This window comes from Pseudorhodobacter sp. (assembly GCF_034675685.1).
In the GTDB taxonomy this organism is placed as follows: domain Bacteria; phylum Pseudomonadota; class Alphaproteobacteria; order Rhodobacterales; family Rhodobacteraceae; genus Pseudorhodobacter.
Map to the genome: position 1 here is coordinate 23,342 of NZ_JAUCDA010000008.1, position 25,354 is coordinate 48,695.

Genomic DNA, 25,354 nt, shown 5'->3' on the forward strand with positions numbered 1-25,354 from the left:
TTGCAGTTTCATGCGCATGGGCATAGCGCGCCCGCCTCTGCAATCATGAAAAAGGGCCGCACCAATCGGTACGGCCCCCAATCCCTGTCATAAACCCTTGGCAGGATTTACATTTCGTCCAAGGCTTCAATCGCTTTTTGCAGGTCTTCTTTGCTGACCTCTTTGTCAGAAACTTTCGCCCCTGCAACGATATGATCAACAACCTTGTCTTCAAAGATCGGCGCCCGCAACTGTTGCTGCATCTGCTGATTCTTTTGCACAAATTCAAAGAACTGGCGTTCCTGCCCCGGATATTGACGGGCCTGCATCATCACAGCCTGGGTCATTTCCTGATCGGTCACAGTCACCTCGGCCTTGCGGCCCACTTCGGCCAGAAGCAGCCCCAGACGAACCCGGCGCTCGGCCAGTTTCTTGTGCTCATCGGTGGTCTCGATCTTGTCGTGATTGTGATCGTGAACCTCGGGGTTTTCTTCGTGCCACAATTGATGCGCAATCTGGCCGGCCTCGGCCTCCACCAGCGACGGTGGCAGATCGAAGGTCACCAGAACATCCAACTGATCCAAAAGCGACCGCTTCATCACGGCGCGTGCAGCCCCCTGATATTCAGCTTCCAAGCGCTCGGCAATCTGACCTTTCAAGGCGGCCAGATCATCGGCACCGTATTTCTTGGCCAATTCGTCGTTGATCTCGGCCGGGACCGGGGCTTTGACTGCCTTTACCGTGCATTCAAACACGGCCGCTTTGCCAGCCAGATGCGCCGCACCATATTCCGCCGGGAAGGACACGTTGACCTTCACCTCATCCCCTGCCTTGCTGCCAACCAGCTGCGCCTCAAAGCCCGGAATGAACGAGTTGGAGCCAAGAACCAACGGGTAATCTTCGCCGGTGCCGCCCTCAAAATAGTCACCATCGACCGAGCCTTTGAAGTCAATCACAAGCTGATCGCCGTCCTCGGCCTTGGAGCCTTCGCTGCGGTCGTCAAAATTCTGCGCAGATTCGGCCAGATTGGCCAGCGCTTCTTCAACAGCAGAGTCTTCTGCCTTCACAACCAAACGCTCGATCGTGACCTGGGACGCATCAACTTCCGGGATTTCCGGCAGGGCTTCATAGGTCATCTCGACCACAACGTCCTGACCTTCTTTCCACTCTTCGCCATCAACCATCTTCACGTCAGGCTGCATCGCGGGGCGGTCACCAGAGGCGGTAAAATGCTCTTTCATTGCGCCATCAATGGCGTCTTGCATGGCTTCGCCCATGATTTTCGGGCCGAATTGCTTGCGCAGCATGGCCATTGGCACTTTGCCCTTGCGAAAGCCCTTCATTTCGACCTCGGGCTGCGCCTCGATCAGTTTTTCTTGCACTTTCGCGTCAAGTTCTGCCGCAGTCACCGTGATGGTGTACCCGCGCTTGAGGCCTTCGTTCAGGGTCTCAGTGACCTGCATCTATATCCGTCCTTCTTACAAATCTGGTGCGGGTAGAGGGACTTGAACCCCCACGCCTTGCGGCGCCAGAACCTAAATCTGGTGCGTCTGCCAATTTCGCCATACCCGCATCTCATTCCCGCATCCTTTGGCCTTGCGCCATTGGTTACGATGAAATTCCGCGTCCTTCTAGCAAAGCCACGCGCAGGATGCGAGAGGAAAAGATTGTCTGGAATTGGATTGATTCAAAATCGCGTTTTGACGTTTCGTTGACTTATTGCTGCCAAGGTTCAACGGCAAAGCAATTGCAAGAAGCAAAGGAACCGAAATCATGACATACAGCACCGCCACAATCGACCGCGCTCAAACCGGCTTGGCCAACGGACTTGTCACTGGCGCCTGCATCATGACCCCGGTTGGCGAAATTCCGGTTGGGTGCCTCTCGGTCGGTGATCGTATCATTACCCGCTCCGGTATACGCGCGTTGCGGGCGGTTCACTGTACAGTTTTGCCGGTTGCGCAATTGGTGTGTATCTCGGCCTCGGCCCTTGGGGTGGAGATGCCGGCGGAGGATCTGCATGTCCTTCCCAATCAGGGCATCCATATCCGTGACTGGCGGTCAATGGCGCTCAAAGGCGTGCCGCAGGCGATTTTTTCCGCAAGGGATTTGGCAGATGGCGAATATATTCGGCTTGAGACGGTGGTAGGGGCCTGTCTTTACAGCCTGGAATTTGAAAATACCGAAGTCATCTATGCCAATGGCGTTGAGGTGACCTGCCCCGGCAGCGGATACCGATTGCCCCGCTAAGTTCATGCTATCCTTAACTTATACGGCGGCCAAACCCGTTTCGCCCAAGATGGCTTTCAACCCTTTCAGCTATGTCAGCTATATGCCCAGCGCACGAAACACCTTTGGCAGCTCAACAGGCAAATCCTCGGCAATCAGCCCTGGGCCGAAAGAACGTGCACATTCCACATGCAACCAGGCCGCAGCGCAGGCCGCTTCAAACGGGGTCTGGCCCCGCGCCAAAAGCCCCGCCACAAACCCGGCCAACACATCACCCGCCCCCGCTGTAGCCAGCCAGGGGGCCGCGCGTTCATACACGGCTGCATTGACCGCGCAGCGCCCCACTGCATCGGCAACCACCGTAGCGGGGCCTTTGAACAGCACCACACAGCCGGCGCGTCGTGCGGCCTCTCGTGTTGCATCAACCTTGGAATAGGCGGGGCCTGTGGGCGCGGGCGCAGCCAGTCGCGCGGCAATATCGGGGAACAGGCGCGCAAATTCGCCCGCGTGGGGTGTCAGGATACAGCGCTCATGCAGCTTGTCGAACAATGCGCCATCCCGCGCGATCAGGGTCAGCGCATCGGCATCCAACACCACAGCCCGGGGTTCAGCCTGGCTCATTTCCAATGCTGCGGCCACCAAATCACCCCGGTTCAGCCCCAGCCCCGGCCCAAGACACAGCGCATTGATTCGCGCATCTTGCAGCACGCTTTTCAAAGCGGCGGAGTCCCGGATTGGCTTTAGCATGACCGCGTCAAGCTGCGCTGCATTGGCCAAAATTGCCGACGGCGGGCAACCAAGGCTGACCAGCCCGGCGCCAATGCGCAACGCCCCCCGCGCCGCCAACCGCGCCGCCCCGCCCGAGGCGATACCGCCGGACAAAATCAGCGCATGGCCATAAGTGAATTTATGACTGCCATTCCCGGATCCGGGCCCGTGCTTTGAAAGCCTGTCAAGATACAGCGTGCCCGGCGTCTCGATTTCAGTCTTCTCTGCCGGACCGCGCTCGACCAAACCTGCGAGAACGGAGTCTCGCTTTTGGCCAAGCATCTGCCGCCAGGGCGCGATGCCGATATCCTTCACAACCAGCCGCCCACACTGCGCTGGCCCGCTGTCCAGCACATGGCCGGTTTTGGGGCTGTCAAATGTTACCGTCAACCGCGCCACTGGGCGCTTTTCGGCACAGGCAATCAGACTGCGCCCGCTATCAAGACACAGGCCCGAAGGCGCGTCGATCGCAAGCAGCCGGTTGCGCAAATCAGCCCGATCACCGCCCCCAAGCCAAGCCAAAACTGCAGCAATCTCACCTTCCGGTGCCCGCGACAGACCCGTTCCAAAAATCGCATCAACATAAAGATCGCCCGGTGGCGTGGCGTGCAGCGACTCACAGGTCAGTGGCACAACGCGCCCGAATTCCAGCCAGCGTTTTGCATTATGGGCGGCATCAGAAGGCATATCGCCCGGCGCTTTCGCTGCAAGGACGTGAATTTGCCACCCCAAGTCCCGCAAAAGCCGCGCCACGACAAAGCCGTCACCGCCGTTATTGCCGGGGCCGCACAGAACCACAGCACGGCAGGCGCGGGTGCGCAACTCTGGCCATTCTTCGAAAATCGCGTCTACCACTGCCCGCCCAGCCCGCTCCATCAGGTGCAGCCCGGTGACGGAACCGGACTCTATCGCGGCGTTCTCGATCGCGCGCATTTGGGCAGATATCAGCAACTCCGTCATTTCGACATCTTTTCATTTCAATTCTGCGTAAAATATAGGCATATCGCCCAAATTTAAGGCCATCACGCAGAATATCCGCCTAAAACCCGCCCCATTTGGCGCGGTTCAATTGTCCCTTCATCGCGGAAATGGTCAACCTGCCACAGATGAAAACTGATGAGAGGCGAGTCAACGCATGAAAAAGATCGAAGCGATCATCAAGCCTTTCAAACTGGATGAGGTGAAAGAAGCCCTTCAGGAAGCCGGTATTCAAGGCCTTTCGGTAACCGAGGTCAAAGGGTTTGGGCGCCAGAAGGGCCATACTGAACTGTACCGCGGCGCGGAATATGTGGTGGATTTTCTACCCAAGGTAAAAATCGAGGTCGTCTTGACGGATGATCTGGTTGATGCCGCGATCGAGGCCATCATTACCGCCGCCCGCACGGACAAGATCGGGGATGGCAAAATCTTTGTCTCTTCCGTTGAACAAGCCATTCGAATCCGCACCGGCGAATCTGGTGAGGACGCTATCTAGCCCCGGCAAAAAAGGCACAAGCCTTTGAAATGCAATGTTTTTGCAGAAGGAATGACCCAATGAAAACGGTCGCAGACGTTCTGAAATTGATGAAAGACGAGGAGGTCGCCTATGTCGATGTCCGCTTTACCGACCCCAAAGGCAAGTTGCAGCATGTCACGATGGATGTTGATCTTGTGGATGAAGACTTTTTTGATGAGGGGTTCATGTTTGATGGCTCGTCCATCGCGGGTTGGAAATCTATCGACCAATCGGACATGAAGCTGATCCTTGATCCCAATTCGGTCTATATTGACCCCTTTTATGCCGAAAAAACCCTCTGCGTGCATTGCAATGTGGTCGAGCCTGACACCGGCGAGGCCTATTCACGCGATCCGCGCGGTACGGCGGCCAAGGCCGAGGCCTATCTCAAATCTACCGGCATTGGCGATACCGCCTATTTCGGGCCGGAAGCTGAATTCTTTCTGTTTGATGATGTCCGCTACTGCGTGACTCCGCAAAAGGTATCGTTTCAACTGGACGCCGAGGCCGCCTCCTGGAATACGGATACCGCGTTTGACGGTGGCAATCTGGCCCACCGCGCGCCGCACAAAGGCGCTTATTTCCCGGTAAACCCGATTGATGAAGCGCAGGATATTCGCAGCGAAATGCTGTCGACCATGAAACGGATGGGCATCAAGGTTGATAAACATCACCACGAAGTAGCGACCTGCCAGCACGAATTGGGAATGATCTTTGGCGGCTTGGTTGAACAGGCCGACAACATCCAGAAATACAAATATGTGATCCACAATGTGGCCCATGCCTATGGCAAGACCGTGACGTTCATGCCAAAGCCGATGAAGGGCGACAACGGCTCGGGGATGCATGTGAACATGTCGATCTGGAAGGACGGCAAGCCATTGTTTGCAGGCGATAAATACGCTGATCTTTCGCAAGAGGCATTGTGGTTTATCGGCGGCATCCTGAAACATGCAAAATCGCTCAACGCGCTGACAAACCCCTCGACCAACAGCTACAAGCGCTTGATCCCCGGCTTTGAGGCCCCGGTTCTGCGGGCCTATTCCGCCCGCAACCGCTCTGGCTGCGTTCGTATTCCGTGGACGGAATCGCCAAAAGCCAAGCGTGTCGAGGCCCGCTTCCCTGATCCGGCAGCCAACCCCTATCTGGCCTTTGCCGCGCTGTTGATGGCCGGTCTTGACGGGATCAAGAACAAGATTGATCCCGGCCCGGCCTCTGACAAAGACCTTTACGATTTGCCGCCTGAAGAACTGGCAGCAATCCCGACGGTTTGCGGCAGTTTGCGCGAAGCCCTGGAATCACTTGATGCCGATCACGAATATCTGCTGGCCGGTGACGTGTTCACCAAGGATCAGCTGGAAGGTTACATGGCCCTGAAATGGGAAGAGGTTTATGCCTATGAGCATACGCCCCACCCCATCGAATACGCGATGTATTACTCCTGCTGAACTGGGTTATCCCACGCTCTGCCTGGCCGAGCGTAAAAGCCACGCAATTCAAACAAAAGCCGCCCCGAAGGGCGGCTTTTTTGCGTCGCTTCACAAATTTTCTTCCAAAAGATTAACGAATTTCGACAAAGGTTAACCACATTTAACCTTCAGGTAGGGTTTGCAACCTGCCGTCAATGGTTGCCTGAGAGCAGAATACATAAAGGTAGCCCCATGCAAGAAAGCGCCACAATCATCGCCCATATCCTGTTTCGGCACGGGGCATTCATGAATATCTCCTCGGTCCTGCGGACGCTCGACACCTGCCTGGAGCCCGCATCCAAAGGGGCCTACGCCTTGGAATGGGACAGCGAGGATGTCATGGTTGCCCAGTTTGCGCAAACCAGGGTCATCATCGTTGCGGGCCATCAATATGCGCCGGCGGCGGGCTTTGCCCTTACCATCGCAGTCAGCCCAAGGGATCTGGACGCAATCGCCAACCCCGTGCTGTCCTCGCTGCACCGCGTCCTGATTGAAGGTCTGGTTCACGATTTCACCGGGACACAGGCAACCGATGGGGTGTTTTGGCAGCGTGCCAGGGCGCCGATCACCACCGAAGCGGTTGAAATAATCGCGGATGCGCTGGCCGAAAAGCTTGCACAACTGGGTGGAACGCCGCGCCCCTTTGTTGCCGACGCGCACAGCATCGACACAGCGCAGTTCTTGTCGCCGTCGTCCCCGACCTTTCAAACGCGGCCGGGACAACCCGATTGACTCAACTGCGGGCGCATCAGGACAGGCTTTCGGCATCTTCGCCTGCAAGACCGGGGCCTGAGACACGATGAATTGCCCGTAATCCCTGGCGCCACAGCCCGACACAAACGCGTGAGGGCAAGTTACAAAGGGTTATTGCACAAGGCAAAATTCACGATACTGTTCGCCAGAGGCAATGGAGGCGGCAATGACAAGCGAAGCATTTTCATTCACCGGCAAGGATGGTCAAACCTTGATGGGGCGGCTGGAACGCCCGGCGGGGCCAGTGCGGGCGGCAGCCCTGTTTGCCCATTGCTTTACCTGCGGCAAGGATATCTTTGCCGCCCGCCGCATTTCTCGTCGCATGGCCGCGATGGGGATCGCGGTGCTTAGGTTTGATTTTACCGGCCTTGGCCATTCGGATGGTGAATTTGGCAATTCCGGGTTTTCCGGCAATGTTGACGATCTTTTGGCGGCCGCTGCGGCCATGGCCGAGGCAGGCCTGGCCCCCGGCCTGCTGATCGGGCATTCGCTGGGCGGGGCGGCAGTGATTGCTGCTGCGGGTCAGATCGCCTCGTCCAAGGCGGTGGCGACAATTGGCGCACCGGCTGACCCGGCCCATGTCACCCATCACTTTGCCCATGCCGAAGACTCGATCGAGGCCAAAGGCGAGGCCCCTGTGACCCTCGGCGGGCGCGATTTCACCATCAGCCGGGCTTTTCTGCGCGATCTGCGCAACAATACCCTGACCGAGCATTTGCGCCACCTTCAGCGGGCGCTGCTGATTTTGCATGCGCCCAGGGATGCGGTTGTGGGAATTGATAATGCCTCGGCCCTGTTTACCGCCGCGCGCCACCCCAAAAGCTTTGTCACGCTGGACGGCGCAGACCATTTGCTGACCAACCCCGCCGATGCCGATTACGCCGCCAATACCATCGCCACCTGGGCCGAACGCTATCTGGATATGGCCGTACCAAAACCCGATGCCGAGATACCCGAAGGCATTACACGCGTGGTCGAGGCCGACCCAAACGGGTTTTTGCAAGATGTCCATCTTGGCCCGCATCACCTGAAGGCGGATGAGCCTGTCAGCTATGGCGGCACCGATCTGGGCCCATCGCCCTATCAATATCTTTCTGCCGGGCTGGGGGCTTGTACCTCGATGACGATCCGCATGTATGCCCGGCGCAAAGGCTGGGCACTGGCGGGTGTGACCGTTGATGTTTCACATGACAAACGCCACGCAACCGATTGTGAAAACTGTGAAAAGCTGCCAAAGATCGACACGTTCACCCGCAATATCACCCTGATCGGTGACCTTGATGCCGATCAGCGCGCCAAGCTGATCGCGATTGCCGATAAATGCCCTGTTCACAGAACATTAGAGGCCGAAGCTGCCATTGTGACGCAAGAGGTTTCACATAACGGCTAACGCCGCCCCGGAACGCCGGCAAATACCGGGCGCAAGCCCCCGCAAACCCAGCAAGCCGCCCCTTGTCTGCGCCCTGCTCTCTTGCCCTCTATGCCGCATCAGACTAAGGAAAGTCACATCCCCGACGCAAAGCCCTTGCTGCCCACATCGAAAGGCCCTGCCCCATGATCCCGCGTTATTCCCGTCCCGATATGGTTGCCATCTGGTCGCCGGAAACCAAATTCAAGATTTGGTATGAGATCGAGGCCCATGCCTGCGACGCGCAGGCCGCGATCGGTGTCATCCCCAAGGCCAATGCCGAAGCCGTGTGGAGGGCCAAGGATGTTACCTTTGACGTGGCGCGGATTGATGAGATCGAGGCCGTAACCAAACATGACGTCATCGCCTTTCTGACGCATCTGGCCGAACATATCGGCGCCGATGATGCGCGGTTTGTGCATCAGGGCATGACGTCATCGGATGTGCTTGATACAACGCTGAACGTGCAGCTTGTGCGCGCCTCGGATCTGTTGCTGGCCGGAATGGACCGGGTGCTGGCCGCGCTGAAAGCGCGCGCGATGGAACACAAGGATACGGTGCGCATCGGTCGCAGCCACGGCATCCACGCCGAACCAACCACAATGGGGCTGACCTTCGCGCGGTTCTATGCCGAAATGGACCGGGGCCGCACGCGGCTGCTAAATGCGCGCGCCGAAATTTCCACCGGGGCCGTTTCTGGTGCTGTTGGCACTTTCGCCAATATCGACCCCAGCGTTGAAGAGCATGTCTGCAAGATGATGGGCCTTACGCCCGAACCCATCAGCACCCAGGTCATCCCCCGCGATCGCCACGCGATGTTTTTTGCGGTTCTGGGGGTGATTGCCTCATCCATCGAAAATATCGCCATCGAAATCCGTCATATGCAACGCACAGAGGTGCTTGAAGCCGAGGAATTCTTCAGCCCCGGCCAAAAGGGTTCGTCTGCGATGCCGCATAAGCGCAATCCGGTGCTTTCGGAAAACCTGACCGGCCTTGCGCGGCTGGTGCGGATGTCGGTCATCCCGGCCCTTGAAAACGTGGCGCTGTGGCATGAGCGTGATATCAGCCATTCCTCGGTCGAGCGCGCGATTGGGCCAGACACCACGATCACCCTTGACTTTGCGCTACACCGGCTTGCCGGGCTGGTGGAAAAGCTGGTGATTTACCCCGACAACATGCTGGCCAACATGAACAAATTCCGCGGCTTGGTCATGAGCCAGCGTGTCCTTTTGGCGCTGACCCAAGCGGGCGTTTCGCGCGAAGACAGTTACCGCCTTGTGCAGCGCAATGCGATGAAAGTTTGGGAAAAAGATGCCGATTTCAAAACCGAGCTATTGACCGACCCCGAGGTGACAGCCGCGTTGACACCCGCCGAAATCGAAGAGAAATTCGATCTTGGCTATCATACCAAGCATGTCGACACGATCTTTCGGCGTGTTTTTGGCGCCTGACAAAGGGGCTATCCCGGCTGGGTTGCCCTGAAAGCTCAGGGCCAATGATGAGGGCAAGCAGTTTTCCTGCTTGCTCTTTTTTTTTCGGGCTGAAATCCGGCATCGGGATAAGCGCAGGGGCCCGGCCGGACAAGCGTTTGGCCGCAAAAATGGCGGCAGGCCCGGTTTTGCGTAAGCCCATGTTAACCTGAAGCTGCGAACGTGGCCCCCAGAACGTCAGAAAAATGGGGGTTTCATGGATACCGGCACAACGAACCTTGCGCAAATTGCGCCGGCTATGACATTCGCCCCGAATAGCGAAAGGCGCGCGGTGCGGCGGGCGCTGACCAACCGCGAAAAAGCGGCTGTGATCGTGCGGCTCATGCTCGTCAAGGGGGCGCCGATCACCCTATCGGGCCTGCCCGAACATATTCAGGCCTCGCTTGCCGAACAGATGAGCAAAATGCGGCTGATTGATCGTCGCACGCTGGACAGGGTGGTCGCCGAATTCGTGACCGAGTTGGAGGAGGTCGGTTTGTCCTTTCCCGGCGGGATTGAGGGCGCTCTTTCCATCATGGATGGGCATATTTCCACAACTGCGGCAAATCGGTTGCGGCGGCTTGCCGGGGCGTCATCCAAGGCAGACCCGTGGGATCGTATCTCGGCCCTGCCAATGGAACGGCTTTTGCCGGTGCTCGAAGAGGAAAGCGTCGAGGTGGCCGCTGTCATGCTGTCAAAGCTTGGGGTTCCAAAAGCGGCGGAACTGCTGTCCAAACTGGCCGGCGACCGCGCGCGCCGGGTTGCCTTTGCGGTGTCATTGACTGGAAATGTTGATCCTGAAACGGTGCGCCGCATTGGGCTTTCGCTTGTGACACAGCTTGAAAACCTACCTGCCCGCGCCTTTGATACCGGCCCGGTCGAACGGGTCGGCGCGATCTTGAATGAGGCCCCGCAACTGATCCGCGACGAGGTTCTGGCAGGCCTGGATCTTGATGATGAGAACTTTGCCATGCTGGTCCGAAAGGCAATCTTTACCTTTGTCCATATTCCAAGCCGCGTGGCCCCGCGGGATGTGCCAAAGATCACACGCAGTATCGAACAGCCAGTATTGGTGACGGCGCTTGCCGCCGCAACCGGCAACCCAAAGCTGGAGATTACTGCGGAATTCTTCCTGGCCAATATGTCCCAGCGCATGGCACAGGCTTTGCGCGAAGAAATGCAGGATCGCGGCAAAGTAAAAGAGAAAGACGGCGAGGCCGCGCAATCGGCCGTTATTTCAGCGATTCGCGCCCTCGAAGCGTCCGGTGAACTGGCGCTCACTCAACATGATGAATAGGCGGGTGCTGAAACATCCAAAGCGATTGTTGTTCCAGATGCAATCGCTGCGGGGGCCCGTTCCGCTTGCGCAGCCCGCAGAACCGGAGAAACGCTGGCGGCAACCCATACAGACTTGACGCGGCGATAAAACATTTCAGGAAATGGTCTTTTATCCTGCAACTCCGCAAGGATAAGCGGTAGCGTGCAGATTGCCCTGCCTCAATTCGGACCGCATGCATGAAATTTTATCTTTCCACCTTGCCACGCCCCAGCAGCAACGGGGCTGGCATTTTGTTCATGCTGATGGCGATTTTTTGTTTCACCTTCATGGATGCCAATGTCAAAGGCTTGGTGGATCGCTACCCAGCGCCCATGCTGGTCTGGATCCGGTTTCTGGGGCAATTGGTGTTGGTTATCCTGTTGTTGCGCCAGCGTTTTCTGATCCAACTGCGGACTCGTTTTTTTTGGGTCCATGTTGCCAGGGCGGCAACGCAGATCGGCGCAACCGGGTTTTTTTTCACCAGCCTCGCCTTTATCGGCTTGGCAGAGGCGACAGCCTTGATTGATATCAACCCCGTTCTGATCACCTTGGGGGCGGCGCTGTTTTTGGGCGAATCTCTGGGGCCGCGCCGGGTGTTTGGCGTATTGGCAGCCTTGGCCGGGGCAATGATTGTTATTCGCCCCGGTGCGGGCTTGTTTTCCATGGCGGCCCTTTTGCCACTGGCCGGTGCGATTTGCTATGCCGCAAACGCACTGATCACCCGCTGGCTTGGCCCCAAGGAAAGCGCCTGGACCGCGATGGTATTCACCTCGGTGATCTGCACGGCCATCGCCAGCCTGTCCCTGCCGTTTTTTTGGGTTCCCATCGCAACCGAGGATCTTGCGACTTTTGCGCTTGTCGGCCTGCTGGGTACAATCGCGCAGCTTTGCATCATCCGGGCCTTCACCTTGGCCGAGGCGGCATCAGTTGCACCGTTTGCCTATGTCGGGATTTTGTTCGCGGCCTTCTGGGGTGTCATTTTGTTTGATACCTACCCGGATCGCTGGACACTCATCGGTGCGCTTGTGATCGTGGCTGCGGGGCTTTATGTCTGGCATCGCGAAGCCCGCGCAGTGCGGGGAAACAACCAGACGGGCTGATGTCACATAAATCTCCTTTGAAAACGCGAACCGAGCGGCTGCGCAACATGTTGTTGCGCGGGTTGATTGCGGTATTGCTGGCCCTGCCCTACAGGTGGCGGGTGCCGATATGTGGCTGGGTGATGGCCTATATCATCGCGCCGCTTGCTGGCTATGACAAGCGCGTGCGTGAAAATCTGGCGCTCATCCTGCCTGATCTGCCAGAGGCCGAAGTCAAGCGGATGATGCGGGCGGTGCCGCGCAATGTCGGCCGCACCCTGATCGAGATTTATTCCGGTGCAGAATTTGTCGCACGGGCCACGGCAGAACCTTTGACGGGCGACGGTTTGGCCGCGCTTGATGCCGCCCATGCCGCCGGCCGCCCGGTAATCCTTGTAACCGGGCATTTCGGTAATTATGACGCAAGCCGCGCCGCGCTGATTGCCCGCGGCTACCGTGTCGGGGCGCTGTATCGCCCCATGGGTGAGGCCGCGTTCAACGATCACTATGTCAAGGCGATCTCACGCATTGGCACCCCGGTTTTTCCGCGTGGCCGGGCGGGATTGGGTGATATGGTGCGGTTTTTACGCTCGGGCGGGATGCTGGGCCTGTTGATTGACCAACACATCGGCCATGGCGTGCCGCTTGCGTTTTTCGGCCATCCCGCGATGACCGCCCTTTCTGCCGCCGAACTGGCGTTGAAATATGATGCGCTGGTGGTGCCGACCTATGCGGTGCGCCGCCCCGGTGGTCTGGATTTCGATATTATCATAGAGGCACCCATCCCGCACGGCTCTGCCGCAGAGATGACGCAGGCGCTGAACGACTCGTTGGAACGTCTGGTGCGCAAGCATCTGGATCAATGGTTCTGGATTCATCGCCGCTGGAAATGAAAACCGGCAGGCAGCAGCGCGCAGCCCTCGCCACTCATCGCAGCGTAGCGGCACCCAGTATTTCCGCTGGCCCGTCAGATTGCAATATCACGGCCAAAGGGGCTGTGCCCTCGGCCGCGACTTCCATCAACAGCGGGGTCACACCATCCCATTTCCCAAGCAATTCCAGGGACTTGACGACATTATGATAGGTAATCGTCTTGCCCGCATTCTCGCCGCGTTCAATTGCCACATTTTCTGCCGGGCTAAAGCGTATCAGTTGAACGCGAACCGGGCGCGGATTGCCCATCAGCGGCTCGGCGCGGATCACCAGCGTTGTGCCGTTGCGCGCAAGCCTTAGACGCGCCGGGCGTGGCTGTGCCAAAGCCGAAGCGATCGCAGCGTCAACCTCGGCCGCCTTGTTGCCAACCATGCGTTGCTGACCCTGCACGATTATTTGCGGGGTGTAGACCATCTTTTCGCGCGCATGATGGGCGTATTCTTTTTGGCGGGCGGTAAATTTCGGGCTTGCGAACTTGTCTTTCCAGCCCAGATAATCCCAGTAATCAACGTGAAGCGACAGCGCAATCAAACGCGGATCCGCGCTTAGCCTGGCCAAAATAGCGTCTGCAGGCGGGCAAGATGCGCAGCCTTGCGAGGTAAACAGCTCTACCACAACCGCGTCATTGGTTTGCGCATGCGCTGGGGTCGCAAACGCCAGCCATGCCGCGCAAACGGCTGTGAAAGCCTGGTTCATGATATCATTCCTGTTTCCCAACTCCTGACTATCTAACCAAATGGCGCCGCATGAGCCAATCAAGGTTTTGCGAGGCGGCGTTACAAAACACGCCCGGCCTGCCCCGACCCAACCAAACCGCTCTGCAAATAGGGACTGGATTTTCGGCATACTATTGCATACAAAGAGACGACTCCCTTGTTGTTTTGCGCAGGAACAGGCATTACGCTGGGGAAGATCACGACATTCACGCCCCAGCCAGGAGGTTAGACATGACCGTAACCGTCGGACATGACAGCACCAAAGCCCGCCGCACCCTTACCGCAGGCGGCTCCACCATCGCCTATTATTCAATCCCCGCCGCACAAGAAGCAGGGCTTGGCGATTTTGCCCGCCTTCCCGCCTCGCTCAAGGTGGTCTTGGAAAACATGCTCCGCTTCGAAGACGGCAAAACCGTCTCGGTGGAGGATATCAAGGCATTTGCCGAATGGGGTGCCAATGGCGGCAAAAACCCGCGCGAAATCGCCTATCGCCCGGCCCGTGTTCTGATGCAGGATTTTACCGGCGTGCCTGCCGTGGTTGATCTTGCCGCCATGCGTGACGGCATCATCGGCCTTGGCGGAAATGCCCAGCAAATCAACCCATTGGCCCCGGTTGACCTGGTCATCGACCACTCGGTCATGATTGATGAATTTGGCACCCCCCGCGCCTTTCAGCTGAACGTGGACCGCGAGTATGAACGGAACATGGAACGCTATACCTTTCCTGAAATGGGGGCAGAATGCGTTCAACAACTTCCGCGTTGTGCCGCCCGGCACCGGGATTTGCCACCAGGTGAACCTTGAATATCTGTCGCAAACCGTCTGGACTGACAAAGACCAGAATGGCCATGACATTGCCTATCCTGACACGCTGGTCGGCACTGACAGCCACACCACCATGGTCAACGGCCTTGCCGTTCTGGGCTGGGGTGTTGGCGGGATCGAGGCCGAGGCCGCAATGCTGGGCCAGCCGGTGTCGATGCTTATTCCCGAAGTGGTTGGTTTCAAGCTGACCGGCACGATGGTTGAAGGCACCACGGCCACCGACCTCGTGCTGAAAGTCGTTCAAATGCTGCGCCAGCACGGCGTTGTCAGCAAATTTGTCGAATTCTATGGCGACGGGCTTGACCGGCTGCCGCTGGCCGACCGTGCAACCATTGCCAACATGGCCCCGGAATATGGCGCAACCTGTGGCTTCTTCCCGATCGACAATGAAACCATTCGCTACCTGCGCAACACCGGCCGGGATGAGGCGCGCATCGAATTGGTCGAAGCCTATGCAAAGGCCAATGGCATGTGGCGCGATGCCGATTACGCCCCCATCTATACCTCGACACTGGAACTGGATATGGGCACGATTGTGCCCGCAATCTCCGGCCCCAAACGCCCACAGGATTTCGTAGCGCTGGACGTGGCTGCCTCTACTTTTGGGGCCTATGTCACCGGGCAGCGCAGTGAAAAGACGGTTCCCGAAAAGCAGAAGGTCCGCTGGGAAAGCGAAGGTGGTCAGCCCGCCCCCTGTGAAATTCCCGGCGACAAGGGCGATCACAAGCGCGGCTATGTTCAGACCGAAGACGGCCATTATCAATTGCATGATGGCTCTATTGTCATCGCCTCCATTACCTCTTGCACCAATACCTCAAACCCCTATGTGATGATCGGGGCCGGTCTGGTGGCGCGCAAGGCGCATGCAAAGGGTTTGACCCGCAAGCCTTGGGTGAAAACCTCGCTTGCCCCCGGCTCTCAGGTCGTCACTGAATATCTGGAAGCTGCCGATCTGCAAAAAGATCTCGATGCGATAGGCTTTAACCTTGTCGGCTATGGCTGCACCACTTGCATCGGCAACTCTGGCCCGCTGGACCCCGCGATTTCCAAGGCGATCAATGATTATGACCTGATCGCAACCTCGGTTCTGTCGGGCAACCGTAACTTTGAAGGGCGGATCAGCCCAGATGTCCGCGCCAACTATCTTGCCTCACCGCCGCTGGTGGTCGCTTATTCGCTGATCGGTGATATGAATATCGACATCACGACCGCCAGCCTCGGGAATGATCAGGATGGCAATCCAGTCTATCTGAAAGACATCTGGCCCACCAATGCCGAGATTGCAGAGCTGGTGGAACGCACCGTGACCCGCGCGGCCTTCCAAAAGAAATACGCTGATGTATTCAAGGGGGATGAAAAGTGGCAGGCTGTCCAGACCCCGGATTCGGAAACCTATGATTGGCCGGCAACCTCAACCTATATCCAGAACCCGCCCTATTTCCAGGGCATGTCCAAAACGCCGGGCGTGATTTCAGACATCAAGGGCGCACGGGTTCTGGCGCTTTTGGGGGATATGATCACGACTGACCACATCTCTCCTGCCGGGTCCTTTGCGCAATCTTCGCCTGCCGGGAAATACCTTGTGGAACGGCAAGTCCCCCCGCGCGAGTTCAACTCCTACGGGTCGCGGCGCGGCAACCATGAGGTGATGATGCGCGGCACCTTTGCCAATATCCGGATTAAAAACGAGATGTTGGACGGGGTTGAAGGCGGTTACACCAAAGGGCCGGATGGGGCGCAAACCTCTATCTTTGATGCGGCGATGGCGTATCAGGCGGCTGGCGTGCCGTTGGTGCTCTTTGGCGGCATCGAATATGGCGCAGGCTCCAGCCGTGACTGGGCGGCGAAAGGCACCGCTTTGCTGGGCGTCAAGGCCGTGATCGCGGAATCATTTGAACGCATTCACCGTTCCAACCTGGTCGGCATGGGTGTGATTCCGTTCGAGTTCACAGGCGGTGACACCCGCAAATCGCTTGGCCTGACCGGGGATGAGGTGATTGATATCCAAGGCCTGGAAGGTGATTTGAAGCCGCTTTCCATTGTTCCATGCCACATCACCTATGCAGATGGCAAAGCCAAAACCATCCAGATCAAATGCCGGATAGATACGGCAATTGAAAAGGAATATGTCGAACATGGCGGCGTGTTGCATTACGTGCTGCGCGATCTGGCAAAAGCCTCGTAAACCCGGCCCTGTTTGAAAAAACCGCTTCAAGCGCCCCTTCTGGGGCGCTTGTTGCATTCTGATGGCATGCGCCGCGCTTATTATGGTCTCATTAAGCTCTCAGATGCATAGTGAAGCTGTCATAAACCATAAAGGCAGCCCCGATGCGCGCAGCGTCTCCACCCGAACAATCCAAAATTGACATGCATCTCATGCATTGCAAACCCCGCCACGCGACTGCAGCACCACTGCCCTGGGGGCCAGCCCTCTTTGGCCTTGCCATGATCTTGGCCATGCAAACGCTGCTCTAGCGCGTTTAGGATACATCCTTGTTCCCCAATGACCCAAGCACGGGTAGCGCGGCAGGGTATTGGCGATTCAGGTTTCTTTTTCCGAAATGCGCTATGTCGTCACGTCCAGGCATCTGCGTGAAGGCATCGCTTTCTGTTCGGTAAAAAATATCCTCGGGGGGGCGGCGGTTTGCCTATGCAAACCGCCATGGGGGGCCGACAGCCCCCCTGATTTTTCGTCGAAAAATCGTTTTTACTGTGATGCTTCGGCAATCGCGGGTCGAATGCTGCGCTCCAACTCTGCAGCCGAAATCGGGCCCGAAAACCGCAGGATGATCCGCCCATCCCCGTTTATCACAAAGGTTTCCGGGACGCCTGTAATGCCCCAATCAATGGACATGGTGCGTTCATCCGCGCCAATCGCGGTATAGGGGTTGCCCATTTGGGTCAAAAAGCCCGTCGCATCTGCCACCCGGTCTTTGTAATTCACGCCGTAGATCACAACACCTTCTGCAGCAAGTTTTTCCAGCATCGGATGCTCGGCGCGACAGGGTGCGCACCAGCTTGCCCAGAAATTCACCAGTTTCACGCCAGGCGCCCGCAAATCCGCATCCGTGAACAAGGGGTAATCATTCAACTCAAGAACTGTCACCGCCGGGGCCAGCTTGCCCGTAAAGGCAGATGGCAGGTTATCGGGGTCTTCGCGGTTCATCCCAACGATAAACAACGCGGCCAACCCCGCAAACAGCACGGGTGGCAAAAACATCAACACCTTAGCCATGTTTTCTGCCTCCCGCCCGCGCTTCGACTTCGGCCAGGGCACGGCGCACCTTTGCGCTGCGCCACAGGCTCCAGCCAACCAAAATCACAATCAATGCGATTGAGACCGCATAAGACCCCAACACCGCACCTGCATATTTTCCAAGGCCAAAAACATCGCCCGCATAGGCCAAGAAAACATTCATCGGGTTTCCCGTCATCCCATCCGCTCCCGTGCAAGCAGCGCGCCCAAGCGTCGCGCCCGAATTTCTGTGCGTGTGCGCAGCAGGACCAAGCATAGAAACAGCAGCACAAAACCCGCTATACACACCAGCAACGGAAACCAGAATACATCCGCCACATTTTCTTTCTTGTCCAGCGACAGCGACGCGCCCTGATGCAGCCCCTGGTTCCAGAAGTTGACCGCATAGCGCGAAAGCAGGGCAAAAACCGACCCGACAATGCATAAAACCCCGGTCAGGTCGGCCGCCGTATCGGGGTTATCAACCGCCTGCCACAAGGCGATATAGCCCAGATAAAACAGCGCGAGGATCAAAAAGCTGGTCAGCCGCGGGTCCCAGGCCCACCACGTCCCCCACATCGGCTGGCCCCAAAGCGCGCCCGTTGCCAAGGCAATCAGCGTAAAGGTCAGCCCGATCGGTGCCGCCGCCTTGGCCGCCAGCGCCGAGACGTGATGCCGCCGGATAAGCCAGACCAAGGAGGCCACCAACATCATCACCCAGGCATTGATCGCCATCATCGCGGCGGGCACATGCAGGTAAATGATCTTGACGGTTGACCCTTGCTTATAGTCATCCGGTGTGCCGAAAAACCCCCAGGCCAGGCCGGTCACAAGGCACAACACCGAGGCCACCGTCACCACCGGCAAGACCCGGCGTGACAGTTGCATGAATTTTTGCGGATTTGCGTATTCCCAAAATGACATGGCGATTAGCTAGACTTTCCTTGTTGTGGCGGCAAGCTGTAACACAGTTTACTCACCTTAGATTGATACGGATTGCCGCAGCCGAGGCGAAAGGCAACAATGCCGCAGCCCCCGCCGTAATAGCCGTAAGCAGTGCCAGCGGCGTACCCGTGGCCATGCCCTCGGCCCCGCGTTTCACGACTTCGGCCCCGAAAATCAGCGTCGGCACATAAAGCGGCAGCACCAGCAAAGACAACAGCAACCCACCGCGCTTCAAGCCGACCGTCAGCGCGGCACCAAAAGCCCCGATGACCGACAGCGCCGGCGTGCCAACGGCCAAGGACACGACCAGCCAGACATATCCGCTTGCGGGGAGGTTCAACAACACGCCCAGGACCGGGGCGACCAGCGTCAGCGGCAGGCCGGTCACCGTCCAATGTGCCAGCGCCTTGATCGCAACCACGCCTTCCAGCGGGATCGGCGCGGTGACCAACAGGTCAAGCGAGCCATCTTCAAAATCCAGCGCAAACAGCCGGTCCAAGCTTAACAAGCACGCCAGCAACGCCCCAACCCACAGGATTCCCGGCGCAATCAGGGCCAAAACCGTGCTGTTTGGCCCCACGCCCAACGGCACCAACACCGCCACCAGCAAGAAAAATGCCAGCCCAAGGCCAAAGCCCCCCCCCCGCCCGCATCGCCAGCCGCATATCCCGGATCAGCAGCGCAATCATGCGAAATCCCCGCCGAAAACTGCGTCAAAGGCCCCGCCGGTTCCGCCCTCACCCGGCGCACGCGCCTTGAAGGGGCCCAGTTCCAGCACCTCGGCTTCCAGCCCAAGGTCGATATGGGTGGCAATCAGCACCGAACCGCCGCCCGCCAGATGCCCGCGCACCACATCACCGAACAGGGCCACCGAGGCCGTATCAAGCGAGACTGTCGGCTCATCCAGCACCCAGATCGGCCGCCCCGTTACCAGCAAACGCGCCAGCCCCAGGCGCCGCTTTTGCCCCGCCGAAAGATTAGCGGCCTGGCGGTCACGCAATTCGGCAAGATTCATGCGCAGCACCGCCTCCTCAACCGTTGCGGTGCCGTAAACCGCAGCCCAAAAGGCCAGATTCTCGGTCACGGTCAGCGTGGCTTTCAACCCGTCGGCATGGGCGGCATAGGCAATCGCCTCGCCTCCGACCGACACAGCGCCCGCAACAGCAGGCTGCAAACCTGCCACCGTGCGCAAAAGCGTGGTCTTGCCAATGCCATTCGGCCCACGCAGCACAAGGCCCCGGCCCGCAGACAAGGCAAAACTCACCCCCTCCAACACGGTTATACCCCCACGGGCAACGGCAAGCTGATCGACGTGCAATTCCATTGGCTACAGCCCTACCCCAAGCGCGCGCCCACGAAAAGGGTGCAGGCTGTCACAGCCTTTCCAAGCCGCCCCCCTCACAGCGGATCAATATCGCCAGCGGCCCGGCCCGCGTGGAAATCGGCGATAAAACCGGCCAGCCTGCCTGTGGCAATCGCGCCCCGCAAACCCGCCATAAGGTCTTGATAATAGCGCAAGTTATGCCATGTCAGCAGCATCGAGCCGATGATTTCGTCCGCCTTGATCACATGGTGCAGATAGGCGCGGGAATACTGACGGCAGGCGGGGCATTCGCAGGCCTCATCCAACGGGCGCGGGTCGTCCTTGTGCCGCGCGTTGCGCAGGTTCACCTGGCCGTGACGCGTCCAGCCCTGCCCGGTGCGGCCCGACCGCGACGGCAAAACGCAATCCATCATGTCAATGCCGCGCTCTACCGCGCCGACGATATCATCGGGCTTGCCTACCCCCATCAGATAGCGCGGCTTGTCTTCGGGCAGCATCCCCGGCGCATAATCCAGCACGCCAAACATCGCCTCTTGCCCTTCGCCCACCGCCAAGCCGCCAACGGCATAGCCATCAAATTCAATGGCCCGCAACGCCTCGGCACTTTCGGCGCGCAAGTGCTGTGTCACCCCGCCTTGCTGAATCCCGAACAGCGCGTGCCCCGGCCGGTCGCCAAAGGCATCGCGTGACCGCTGCGCCCAACGCATCGACAAGGCCATGGATTTCGCCACCTCGGCCTCTGTCGCAGGCAGCGCCGGGCATTCGTCAAAACACATCACGATGTCCGAACCGAGCAGCTTTTGAATCTCCATACTGCGCTCGGGGCTAAGCATATGTTTGGAGCCGTCAATATGGCTGGAAAAGCGCACGCCTTCCTCGGTCAACTTGCGCAGGGATGCCAGGCTCATCACCTGAAACCCGCCCGAATCCGTCAAAATGGGCCGGTCCCAGTTCATGAACCTGTGCAGCCCGCCAAGCGCCGCAATCCGTTCTGCCGTAGGCCGCAACATCAGATGATAGGTGTTGCCCAGCAAAATATCGGCCCCGGTGGCGCGCACCGATTCCGGCAGCATCGCCTTTACTGTGGCGGCGGTCCCGACGGGCATGAACGCAGGCGTGCGGATCGCCCCCCGCGGGGTTGAAATCACCCCTTGGCGCGCGCGCCCATCGCGGGCCTGAATGTCAAAGCTGAACCGTTGTGTCATGCGCTGCCCCTTTTACCGCCCCCCTTTTGCAGCGCCGCGCAGCAAAAGCCAAGCCTTGCAACGCCGACCAATTGCGCCAATGTTGGGCCAACCCCTGCATGAGGCCCGACCATGACAGAACCCCGCCTTCGTTTGCGCCTTCACTTCGGGCCCGGCTCCATGTTCGGGCCGGGGCGCGCTGATTTGCTGGAGGCGATTGCGGCGCATGGCTCCATTTCCGCTGCGGGGCGCCAAATGGGCATGAGCTATCGGCGCGCATGGACATTGGTCGAGGCGCTGAACGCCGGCTTTTCTGCCCCTCTGGTCGATAGCAGCCGGGGCGGCGCAGCCGGTGGCGGGGCAAAACTGACCGCAGAAGGCCTGGCTGTGCTGGCGCATTACCGCAAGCTGGAAATGACCCTGGCCGAGGCGGGCGCAGCGGAAATCGCCGCCCTGCAACAGCTTGCCTGCGCTATTCCCACCCGGAAATAACGCTTGCGGAAAGCTCTGAGATTGTCGATATATCCACCCGAACATATCGAAACCAAAGGAAATGCCCGTGTACCGTCCAGCCCTTGCGCTCTTGTTGCTTGCCACCCCTGCCCATGCCGAGGTTGCGCTTGCGGCGGTCGCTGCCAATTTTGCCACCGCAGCCCAGGAATTGGCCGAAGGTTTCCAGCGGGAAACCGGGCATGAGGTGCAGGTGACCGTCGGTTCCACCGGCAAGCTTTACGCGCAGATTTCCCAGGGCGCGCCCTTTGATCTGTTGCTATCCGCCGATGCGGCAACCCCGGCCAAGCTGCAAGCCGAAGGCCATGGCACCGCAACCCCCTATGCGTTTGGCGTGCTGACCCTTTGGGCCCCCGGCGCTGCGGGCACTACCCCAGCCCTTGTGTTGCAAGACGAAGCCACGCGCCATATCGCCATCGCCAACCCCGATCTGGCCCCTTACGGTGTCGCCGCAAAAGCCGCGCTGATCAAAATGGGGCTTTTTGACGCTATCGCCGATAAGATCGTCATGGGGCAAAACATCGGCCAAACCTTTGCTTTGGTGCAATCGGGCGCCGCCGAGGCGGGATTCATCGCAAAATCGGCTTTGGCGGCTGATGCCACAGGCTATATCTGGGATGTCTCAACCGAGCTGTACCCCCCGATTCAGCAAGATGCGATTGTTTTGAAACATGGCAGCACCAACAAGGCCGCCCTGGGCTTTCTTGGCTATCTCGCCTCGGACGCGGGGCGCGCGGTGATTGCCAAATTCGGCTATGGCCTGCCATGACGCTGCCCGATCTTGGCCCGCTTTGGCTGACCTTGCAATTGGCCGCGATCACCACAGCCTTGCTGCTGGGGTTTGGCGCGCCTTTGGCATGGTGGCTGGCGCGAACACGCTCTCGCCTTAAACCCATGGTCGAGGCGCTGACCGCCCTGCCCCTGGTCCTGCCCCCCACCGTTCTGGGGTTTTACCTGTTGATCCTGTTCAGCCCGAATTCCAGCTTTGGCGGGTTTTGGGTGCGGGTCACGGGCGAAACCCTGACCTTTTCCTTCATTGGCCTGGTCATCGCCTCGATGCTTTATTCGCTGCCCTTCATGGTGCAGCCCTTGCAATCGGCGTTTGAGGCGGTTGGCCGCGCACCGCTAGAGGCCGCCGCCATGCTGCGCGCCTCGCCGCTGGATCGGTTTTTCACCGTGGCAGTCCCGATGGCAAAGCGCGGCTTTCTGACCGCGATCGTTCTGAGTTTCACCCATACTTTGGGCGAGTTTGGCGTTGTGTTGATGGTAGGCGGCAATATTCCGGGCAAAACCAAGGTGATTTCCATCGCGATATATGAGCATGTAGAAACCATAAATTACGCCGATGCCCATGTGCTGGCGGCAATTTTGCTGGTGTTTTCCTTTGTGACCTTGCTGCTGGTTTACAGTGTGAACCGTCAGTTTCGCAGCGCGGGGCTGGGCTGATGCTGTCACTTGATGTCACGCTGGCCTTTCGCGGCTTTGATCTGTCGGTACGCCACGCCCTGCCAATAACCGGGCTGACGGCACTGTTTGGGCGCTCTGGCTCTGGCAAATCGACGCTGTTGCGCGTCATTGCAGGGCTGGAACCCAGCGCAAAGGGCCGTGTGGCCTGGCAAGATTATGTCTGGCAAGACGGCCGCCATTTCACCCCCGCCCACAAACGCGGGCTTGGCTATGTATTTCAAGATACACGGCTTTTTCCGCATCTGACGGTGGCACAAAACCTGTCTTACGCCGATAGGCGCGCCCATGGCCTGCCCGGCCCCGGCATGGCCGATATCATCGCAGCGCTTGACCTTGGGCCCTTGCTGGCCCGCCAGCCCACCAGCCTTTCGGGCGGCGAGGCATCGCGCGCCGCCATTGGTCGCGCCCTGCTGACACGGCCGCGAATGTTGTTGATGGATGAACCGCTTGCAGCGCTGGACGAGGCGCGAAAGGCTGAAATTCTGCCCTATCTTGAACGGTTGCGCGACCAGATCGGCACACCCATCCTTTACGTCAGCCATAATATGGCCGAGGTCGCGCGCCTTGCCACCCATCTGATGCTGATCGACGCGGGCCGCATCACCCATCACGGCCCGGTCGAGGTACTGTTGTCAGACCCCGGCATTGCCCCCGCACTTGGCCTGCGCGAAGCGGGCGCGGTGATCGAGACCACGCTGACCCACCAGCACGAAGACGGGTTAAGCCAGCTTGCCACTTCGGCAGGCCCCCTGCTGCTGCCACGCATAGAGGCCGCGCTGGGCAGCCGCATCCGCGTCCGTATCCTGGCGCAGGATGTGATTTTGTCGCGCAGCCGCCCCACGGGCCTATCCGCGCTCAACATCCTGCCCGCCACCGTCACCGACCTGCGCACCGGCAGCGGCCCCGGCGCTTTGGTCCAGCTTCGCCTCGGGCAAGGCCACATCCTTGCCCGTATCACCCGCCGTTCGGCCAGTGATCTGGGCCTTGCACCCGGCACTGATTGCTTTGCCATTCTGAAATCGGTCGCCGTCGCGCGTGCCAATATCGGGACCGTATTGCCAAAATAGCCGTCCCCCACTTGTGGCCGATACAAATCTTTAGCGCCTTTCCCTTGCACCCTGTAGCGTTATGTTCCATCACTCGGATGACACAAACACACCGGACCTCTCAATCAAGCAGGCCATCCGGTACACGTAAGGAAATGGGCAAACCTATGGTTGATGCGATGATGAAACCCACCGAAGAAATCTCTGTGCGTGAGGTTTTCGGGATCGACACCGATATGAAGATCAAAGGCTTTGCCGAGGCCACCGACCGCGTGCCCGTGATCGACCCGACCTATAAATTTGATCCTGATACGACTTTGGCAATTCTCGCAGGTTTTGGCTATAATCGCCGCGTGATGATCCAGGGCTATCACGGCACCGGCAAATCAACGCATATCGAACAGGTCGGCGCGCGGCTTAACTGGCCCACCGTGCGCGTGAACCTTGACAGCCATATCAGCCGGATCGACCTGATCGGCAAAGACGCGATCAAGCTGCGCGATGGCAAACAGGTCACCGAGTTTCACGAAGGCATCCTGCCCTGGGCGCTGCGCAACCCGGTGGCGATTGTGTTTGACGAATATGATGCTGGCCGCGCCGATGTGATGTTCGTCATCCAGCGCGTGCTGGAACATGACGGCAAGCTGACGCTGCTGGACCAGAACGAAATCATCACCCCGCACCCGTCCTTCCGCCTGTTTGCCACCGCCAACACCGTGGGCCTTGGCGATACCACCGGCCTTTATCACGGCACCCAACAGATCAACCAGGCCCAGATGGACCGCTGGTCGCTGGTCGCCACGCTGAACTACCTGTCGCATGATGCCGAGGCCGCAATCGTGCTGGCCAAGAACCCGCATTACAACACCGAAAAAGGCCGCAAGGATATTTCCCAGATGGTTTCGGTTGCTGACCTGACCCGCACGGCGTTTATGAACGGCGATCTTTCGACCGTGATGTCACCGCGCACCGTGATCACATGGGCCGAAAACGCCCGTATTTTCAAGAACATCGGCTACGCCTTCCGCCTGACATTCCTGAACAAATGCGATGAATTGGAACGCCAGACCGTGGCCGAATTCTACCAGCGCTGCTTTGCCGAGGAACTGCCGGAATCAGCGGCCAGTATGGCGATGCGATAACGTAGGGCGGGTTTACCCGGCCGTCACCGGAATGGCGGGGTAAACCCGCCCTACAGGGGC

At 58.7% G+C, this 25,354-nt stretch carries 22 protein-coding genes, 1 tRNA gene and 2 pseudogenes; 15 read left to right on the forward strand and 10 right to left on the reverse strand.

Annotation, left to right across the window (positions count from 1 at the left end; translation table 11 throughout):
- Positions 1-107: 107 nt before the first annotated feature.
- Both tig and VDP61_RS07360 read right to left on the reverse strand, forming a co-directional pair.
- Positions 108-1,442, reverse strand: coding sequence for a trigger factor (gene tig, locus VDP61_RS07355; protein ID WP_323006296.1), 1,335 nt, complete (start codon positions 1,440-1,442; stop codon positions 108-110).
- 24 nt (positions 1,443-1,466) lie between these two features.
- Positions 1,467-1,551: transfer RNA gene (locus VDP61_RS07360), tRNA-Leu, on the reverse strand.
- A gap of 201 nt (positions 1,552-1,752) precedes the next feature.
- Here VDP61_RS07360 and VDP61_RS07365 point away from each other — a divergent pair.
- Positions 1,753-2,229 carry a Hint domain-containing protein gene (locus VDP61_RS07365; protein ID WP_323006297.1) on the forward strand — a complete coding sequence of 159 codons (477 nt, stop codon included), beginning with the start codon at positions 1,753-1,755 and terminating at the stop codon, positions 2,227-2,229.
- A gap of 78 nt (positions 2,230-2,307) precedes the next feature.
- Here VDP61_RS07365 and VDP61_RS07370 read toward each other — a convergent pair whose 3' ends face one another.
- The gene (locus VDP61_RS07370) at positions 2,308-3,936 is read right to left on the reverse strand and encodes an NAD(P)H-hydrate dehydratase (RefSeq protein ID WP_323006298.1); all 1,629 of its coding nucleotides are present in this window, start codon (positions 3,934-3,936) and stop codon (positions 2,308-2,310) included.
- Between the two features lie 175 nt (positions 3,937-4,111).
- On the opposite strand from VDP61_RS07370, the gene VDP61_RS07375 reads away from it, so the two are divergent.
- From VDP61_RS07375 to VDP61_RS07410, 8 genes are all read left to right on the forward strand, one after another.
- Positions 4,112-4,450 carry a P-II family nitrogen regulator gene (locus tag VDP61_RS07375; protein ID WP_323006299.1) on the forward strand — a complete coding sequence of 113 codons (339 nt, stop codon included), beginning with the start codon at positions 4,112-4,114 and terminating at the stop codon, positions 4,448-4,450.
- Between the two features lie 59 nt (positions 4,451-4,509).
- On the forward strand, positions 4,510-5,919 hold the full coding sequence (gene glnA, locus VDP61_RS07380; protein ID WP_323006300.1) for a type I glutamate--ammonia ligase: 1,410 nt from the start codon (positions 4,510-4,512) through the stop codon (positions 5,917-5,919).
- Positions 5,920-6,132: 213 nt separating this feature from the next.
- Positions 6,133-6,672, forward strand: coding sequence for a hypothetical protein (locus tag VDP61_RS07385; protein WP_323006301.1), 540 nt, complete (start codon positions 6,133-6,135; stop codon positions 6,670-6,672).
- Positions 6,673-6,859: 187 nt separating this feature from the next.
- On the forward strand, positions 6,860-8,083 hold the full coding sequence (locus VDP61_RS07390; protein WP_323006302.1) for a bifunctional alpha/beta hydrolase/OsmC family protein: 1,224 nt from the start codon (positions 6,860-6,862) through the stop codon (positions 8,081-8,083).
- A 164-nt stretch (positions 8,084-8,247) separates the two neighbouring features.
- Positions 8,248-9,552 carry an adenylosuccinate lyase gene (gene purB, locus VDP61_RS07395; RefSeq protein WP_323006303.1) on the forward strand — a complete coding sequence of 435 codons (1,305 nt, stop codon included), beginning with the start codon at positions 8,248-8,250 and terminating at the stop codon, positions 9,550-9,552.
- A gap of 235 nt (positions 9,553-9,787) precedes the next feature.
- Positions 9,788-10,867, forward strand: coding sequence for a flagellar motor switch protein FliG (locus VDP61_RS07400; RefSeq protein ID WP_416236503.1), 1,080 nt, complete (start codon positions 9,788-9,790; stop codon positions 10,865-10,867).
- Positions 10,868-11,085: 218 nt separating this feature from the next.
- On the forward strand, positions 11,086-11,988 hold the full coding sequence (locus VDP61_RS07405; protein ID WP_323006304.1) for a DMT family transporter: 903 nt from the start codon (positions 11,086-11,088) through the stop codon (positions 11,986-11,988).
- Positions 11,988-12,860 carry a lysophospholipid acyltransferase family protein gene (locus VDP61_RS07410; RefSeq protein WP_323006305.1) on the forward strand — a complete coding sequence of 291 codons (873 nt, stop codon included), beginning with the start codon at positions 11,988-11,990 and terminating at the stop codon, positions 12,858-12,860. Before VDP61_RS07405 ends, VDP61_RS07410 begins: the two co-directional genes overlap by 1 nt.
- A 34-nt stretch (positions 12,861-12,894) precedes the next feature.
- On the opposite strand, the gene VDP61_RS07415 is transcribed toward VDP61_RS07410, so the two are convergent.
- Positions 12,895-13,596, reverse strand: coding sequence for a DUF1223 domain-containing protein (locus VDP61_RS07415; RefSeq protein ID WP_323006306.1), 702 nt, complete (start codon positions 13,594-13,596; stop codon positions 12,895-12,897).
- 251 nt (positions 13,597-13,847) lie between these two features.
- Here VDP61_RS07415 and acnA point away from each other — a divergent pair.
- Positions 13,848-16,626 (forward strand): annotated as a pseudogene (gene acnA, locus VDP61_RS07420) (aconitate hydratase AcnA).
- 522 nt (positions 16,627-17,148) lie between these two features.
- On the opposite strand, the gene VDP61_RS07425 reads toward acnA, so the two are convergent.
- The 6 genes and pseudogenes from VDP61_RS07425 to tgt all read right to left on the reverse strand — a co-directional run bounded on the left by VDP61_RS07425 (position 17,149) and on the right by tgt (position 21,150).
- Positions 17,149-17,676 carry a DsbE family thiol:disulfide interchange protein gene (locus VDP61_RS07425; RefSeq protein WP_323006307.1) on the reverse strand — a complete coding sequence of 176 codons (528 nt, stop codon included), beginning with the start codon at positions 17,674-17,676 and terminating at the stop codon, positions 17,149-17,151.
- Positions 17,669-17,875, reverse strand: coding sequence for a heme exporter protein CcmD (gene ccmD / locus VDP61_RS07430; RefSeq protein WP_323006308.1), 207 nt, complete (start codon positions 17,873-17,875; stop codon positions 17,669-17,671). The genes VDP61_RS07425 and ccmD overlap by 8 nt, the downstream gene beginning before the upstream one ends.
- The gene (locus VDP61_RS07435; protein ID WP_323006309.1) at positions 17,872-18,600 is read right to left on the reverse strand and encodes a heme ABC transporter permease; all 729 of its coding nucleotides are present in this window, start codon (positions 18,598-18,600) and stop codon (positions 17,872-17,874) included. The genes ccmD and VDP61_RS07435 overlap by 4 nt, the downstream gene beginning before the upstream one ends.
- A 52-nt stretch (positions 18,601-18,652) precedes the next feature.
- Positions 18,653-19,310 (reverse strand): annotated as a pseudogene (gene ccmB / locus VDP61_RS07440) (heme exporter protein CcmB).
- Positions 19,307-19,945, reverse strand: coding sequence for a heme ABC exporter ATP-binding protein CcmA (gene ccmA / locus VDP61_RS07445; protein WP_323006310.1), 639 nt, complete (start codon positions 19,943-19,945; stop codon positions 19,307-19,309). Before ccmA ends, ccmB begins: the two are co-directional and overlap by 4 nt.
- Before the next feature lie 74 nt (positions 19,946-20,019).
- Positions 20,020-21,150 carry a tRNA guanosine(34) transglycosylase Tgt gene (gene tgt / locus VDP61_RS07450; protein ID WP_323006311.1) on the reverse strand — a complete coding sequence of 377 codons (1,131 nt, stop codon included), beginning with the start codon at positions 21,148-21,150 and terminating at the stop codon, positions 20,020-20,022.
- Positions 21,151-21,261: 111 nt separating this feature from the next.
- On the opposite strand from tgt, the gene VDP61_RS07455 reads away from it, so the two are divergent.
- The 5 genes from VDP61_RS07455 (at position 21,262) to cobS (ending at position 25,294) form a co-directional block, all read left to right on the forward strand.
- Positions 21,262-21,621 carry a winged helix-turn-helix domain-containing protein gene (locus VDP61_RS07455; RefSeq protein ID WP_323006312.1) on the forward strand — a complete coding sequence of 120 codons (360 nt, stop codon included), beginning with the start codon at positions 21,262-21,264 and terminating at the stop codon, positions 21,619-21,621.
- Between the two features lie 67 nt (positions 21,622-21,688).
- Complete coding sequence (gene modA / locus VDP61_RS07460; protein WP_323006313.1) at positions 21,689-22,408, forward strand: molybdate ABC transporter substrate-binding protein; 720 nt, start codon at positions 21,689-21,691, stop codon at positions 22,406-22,408.
- Complete coding sequence (modB, locus tag VDP61_RS07465; RefSeq protein ID WP_323006314.1) at positions 22,405-23,085, forward strand: molybdate ABC transporter permease subunit; 681 nt, start codon at positions 22,405-22,407, stop codon at positions 23,083-23,085. The genes modA and modB overlap by 4 nt, the downstream gene beginning before the upstream one ends.
- Positions 23,085-24,173 (forward strand): molybdenum ABC transporter ATP-binding protein, encoded by a 1,089-nt coding sequence (modC, locus tag VDP61_RS07470; protein WP_323006315.1) that lies wholly within the window; start codon positions 23,085-23,087, stop codon positions 24,171-24,173. Before modB ends, modC begins: the two co-directional genes overlap by 1 nt.
- Positions 24,174-24,319: 146 nt before the next feature.
- Complete coding sequence (cobS, locus tag VDP61_RS07475; RefSeq protein ID WP_323006316.1) at positions 24,320-25,294, forward strand: cobaltochelatase subunit CobS; 975 nt, start codon at positions 24,320-24,322, stop codon at positions 25,292-25,294.
- Positions 25,295-25,354 lie beyond the last annotated feature (60 nt).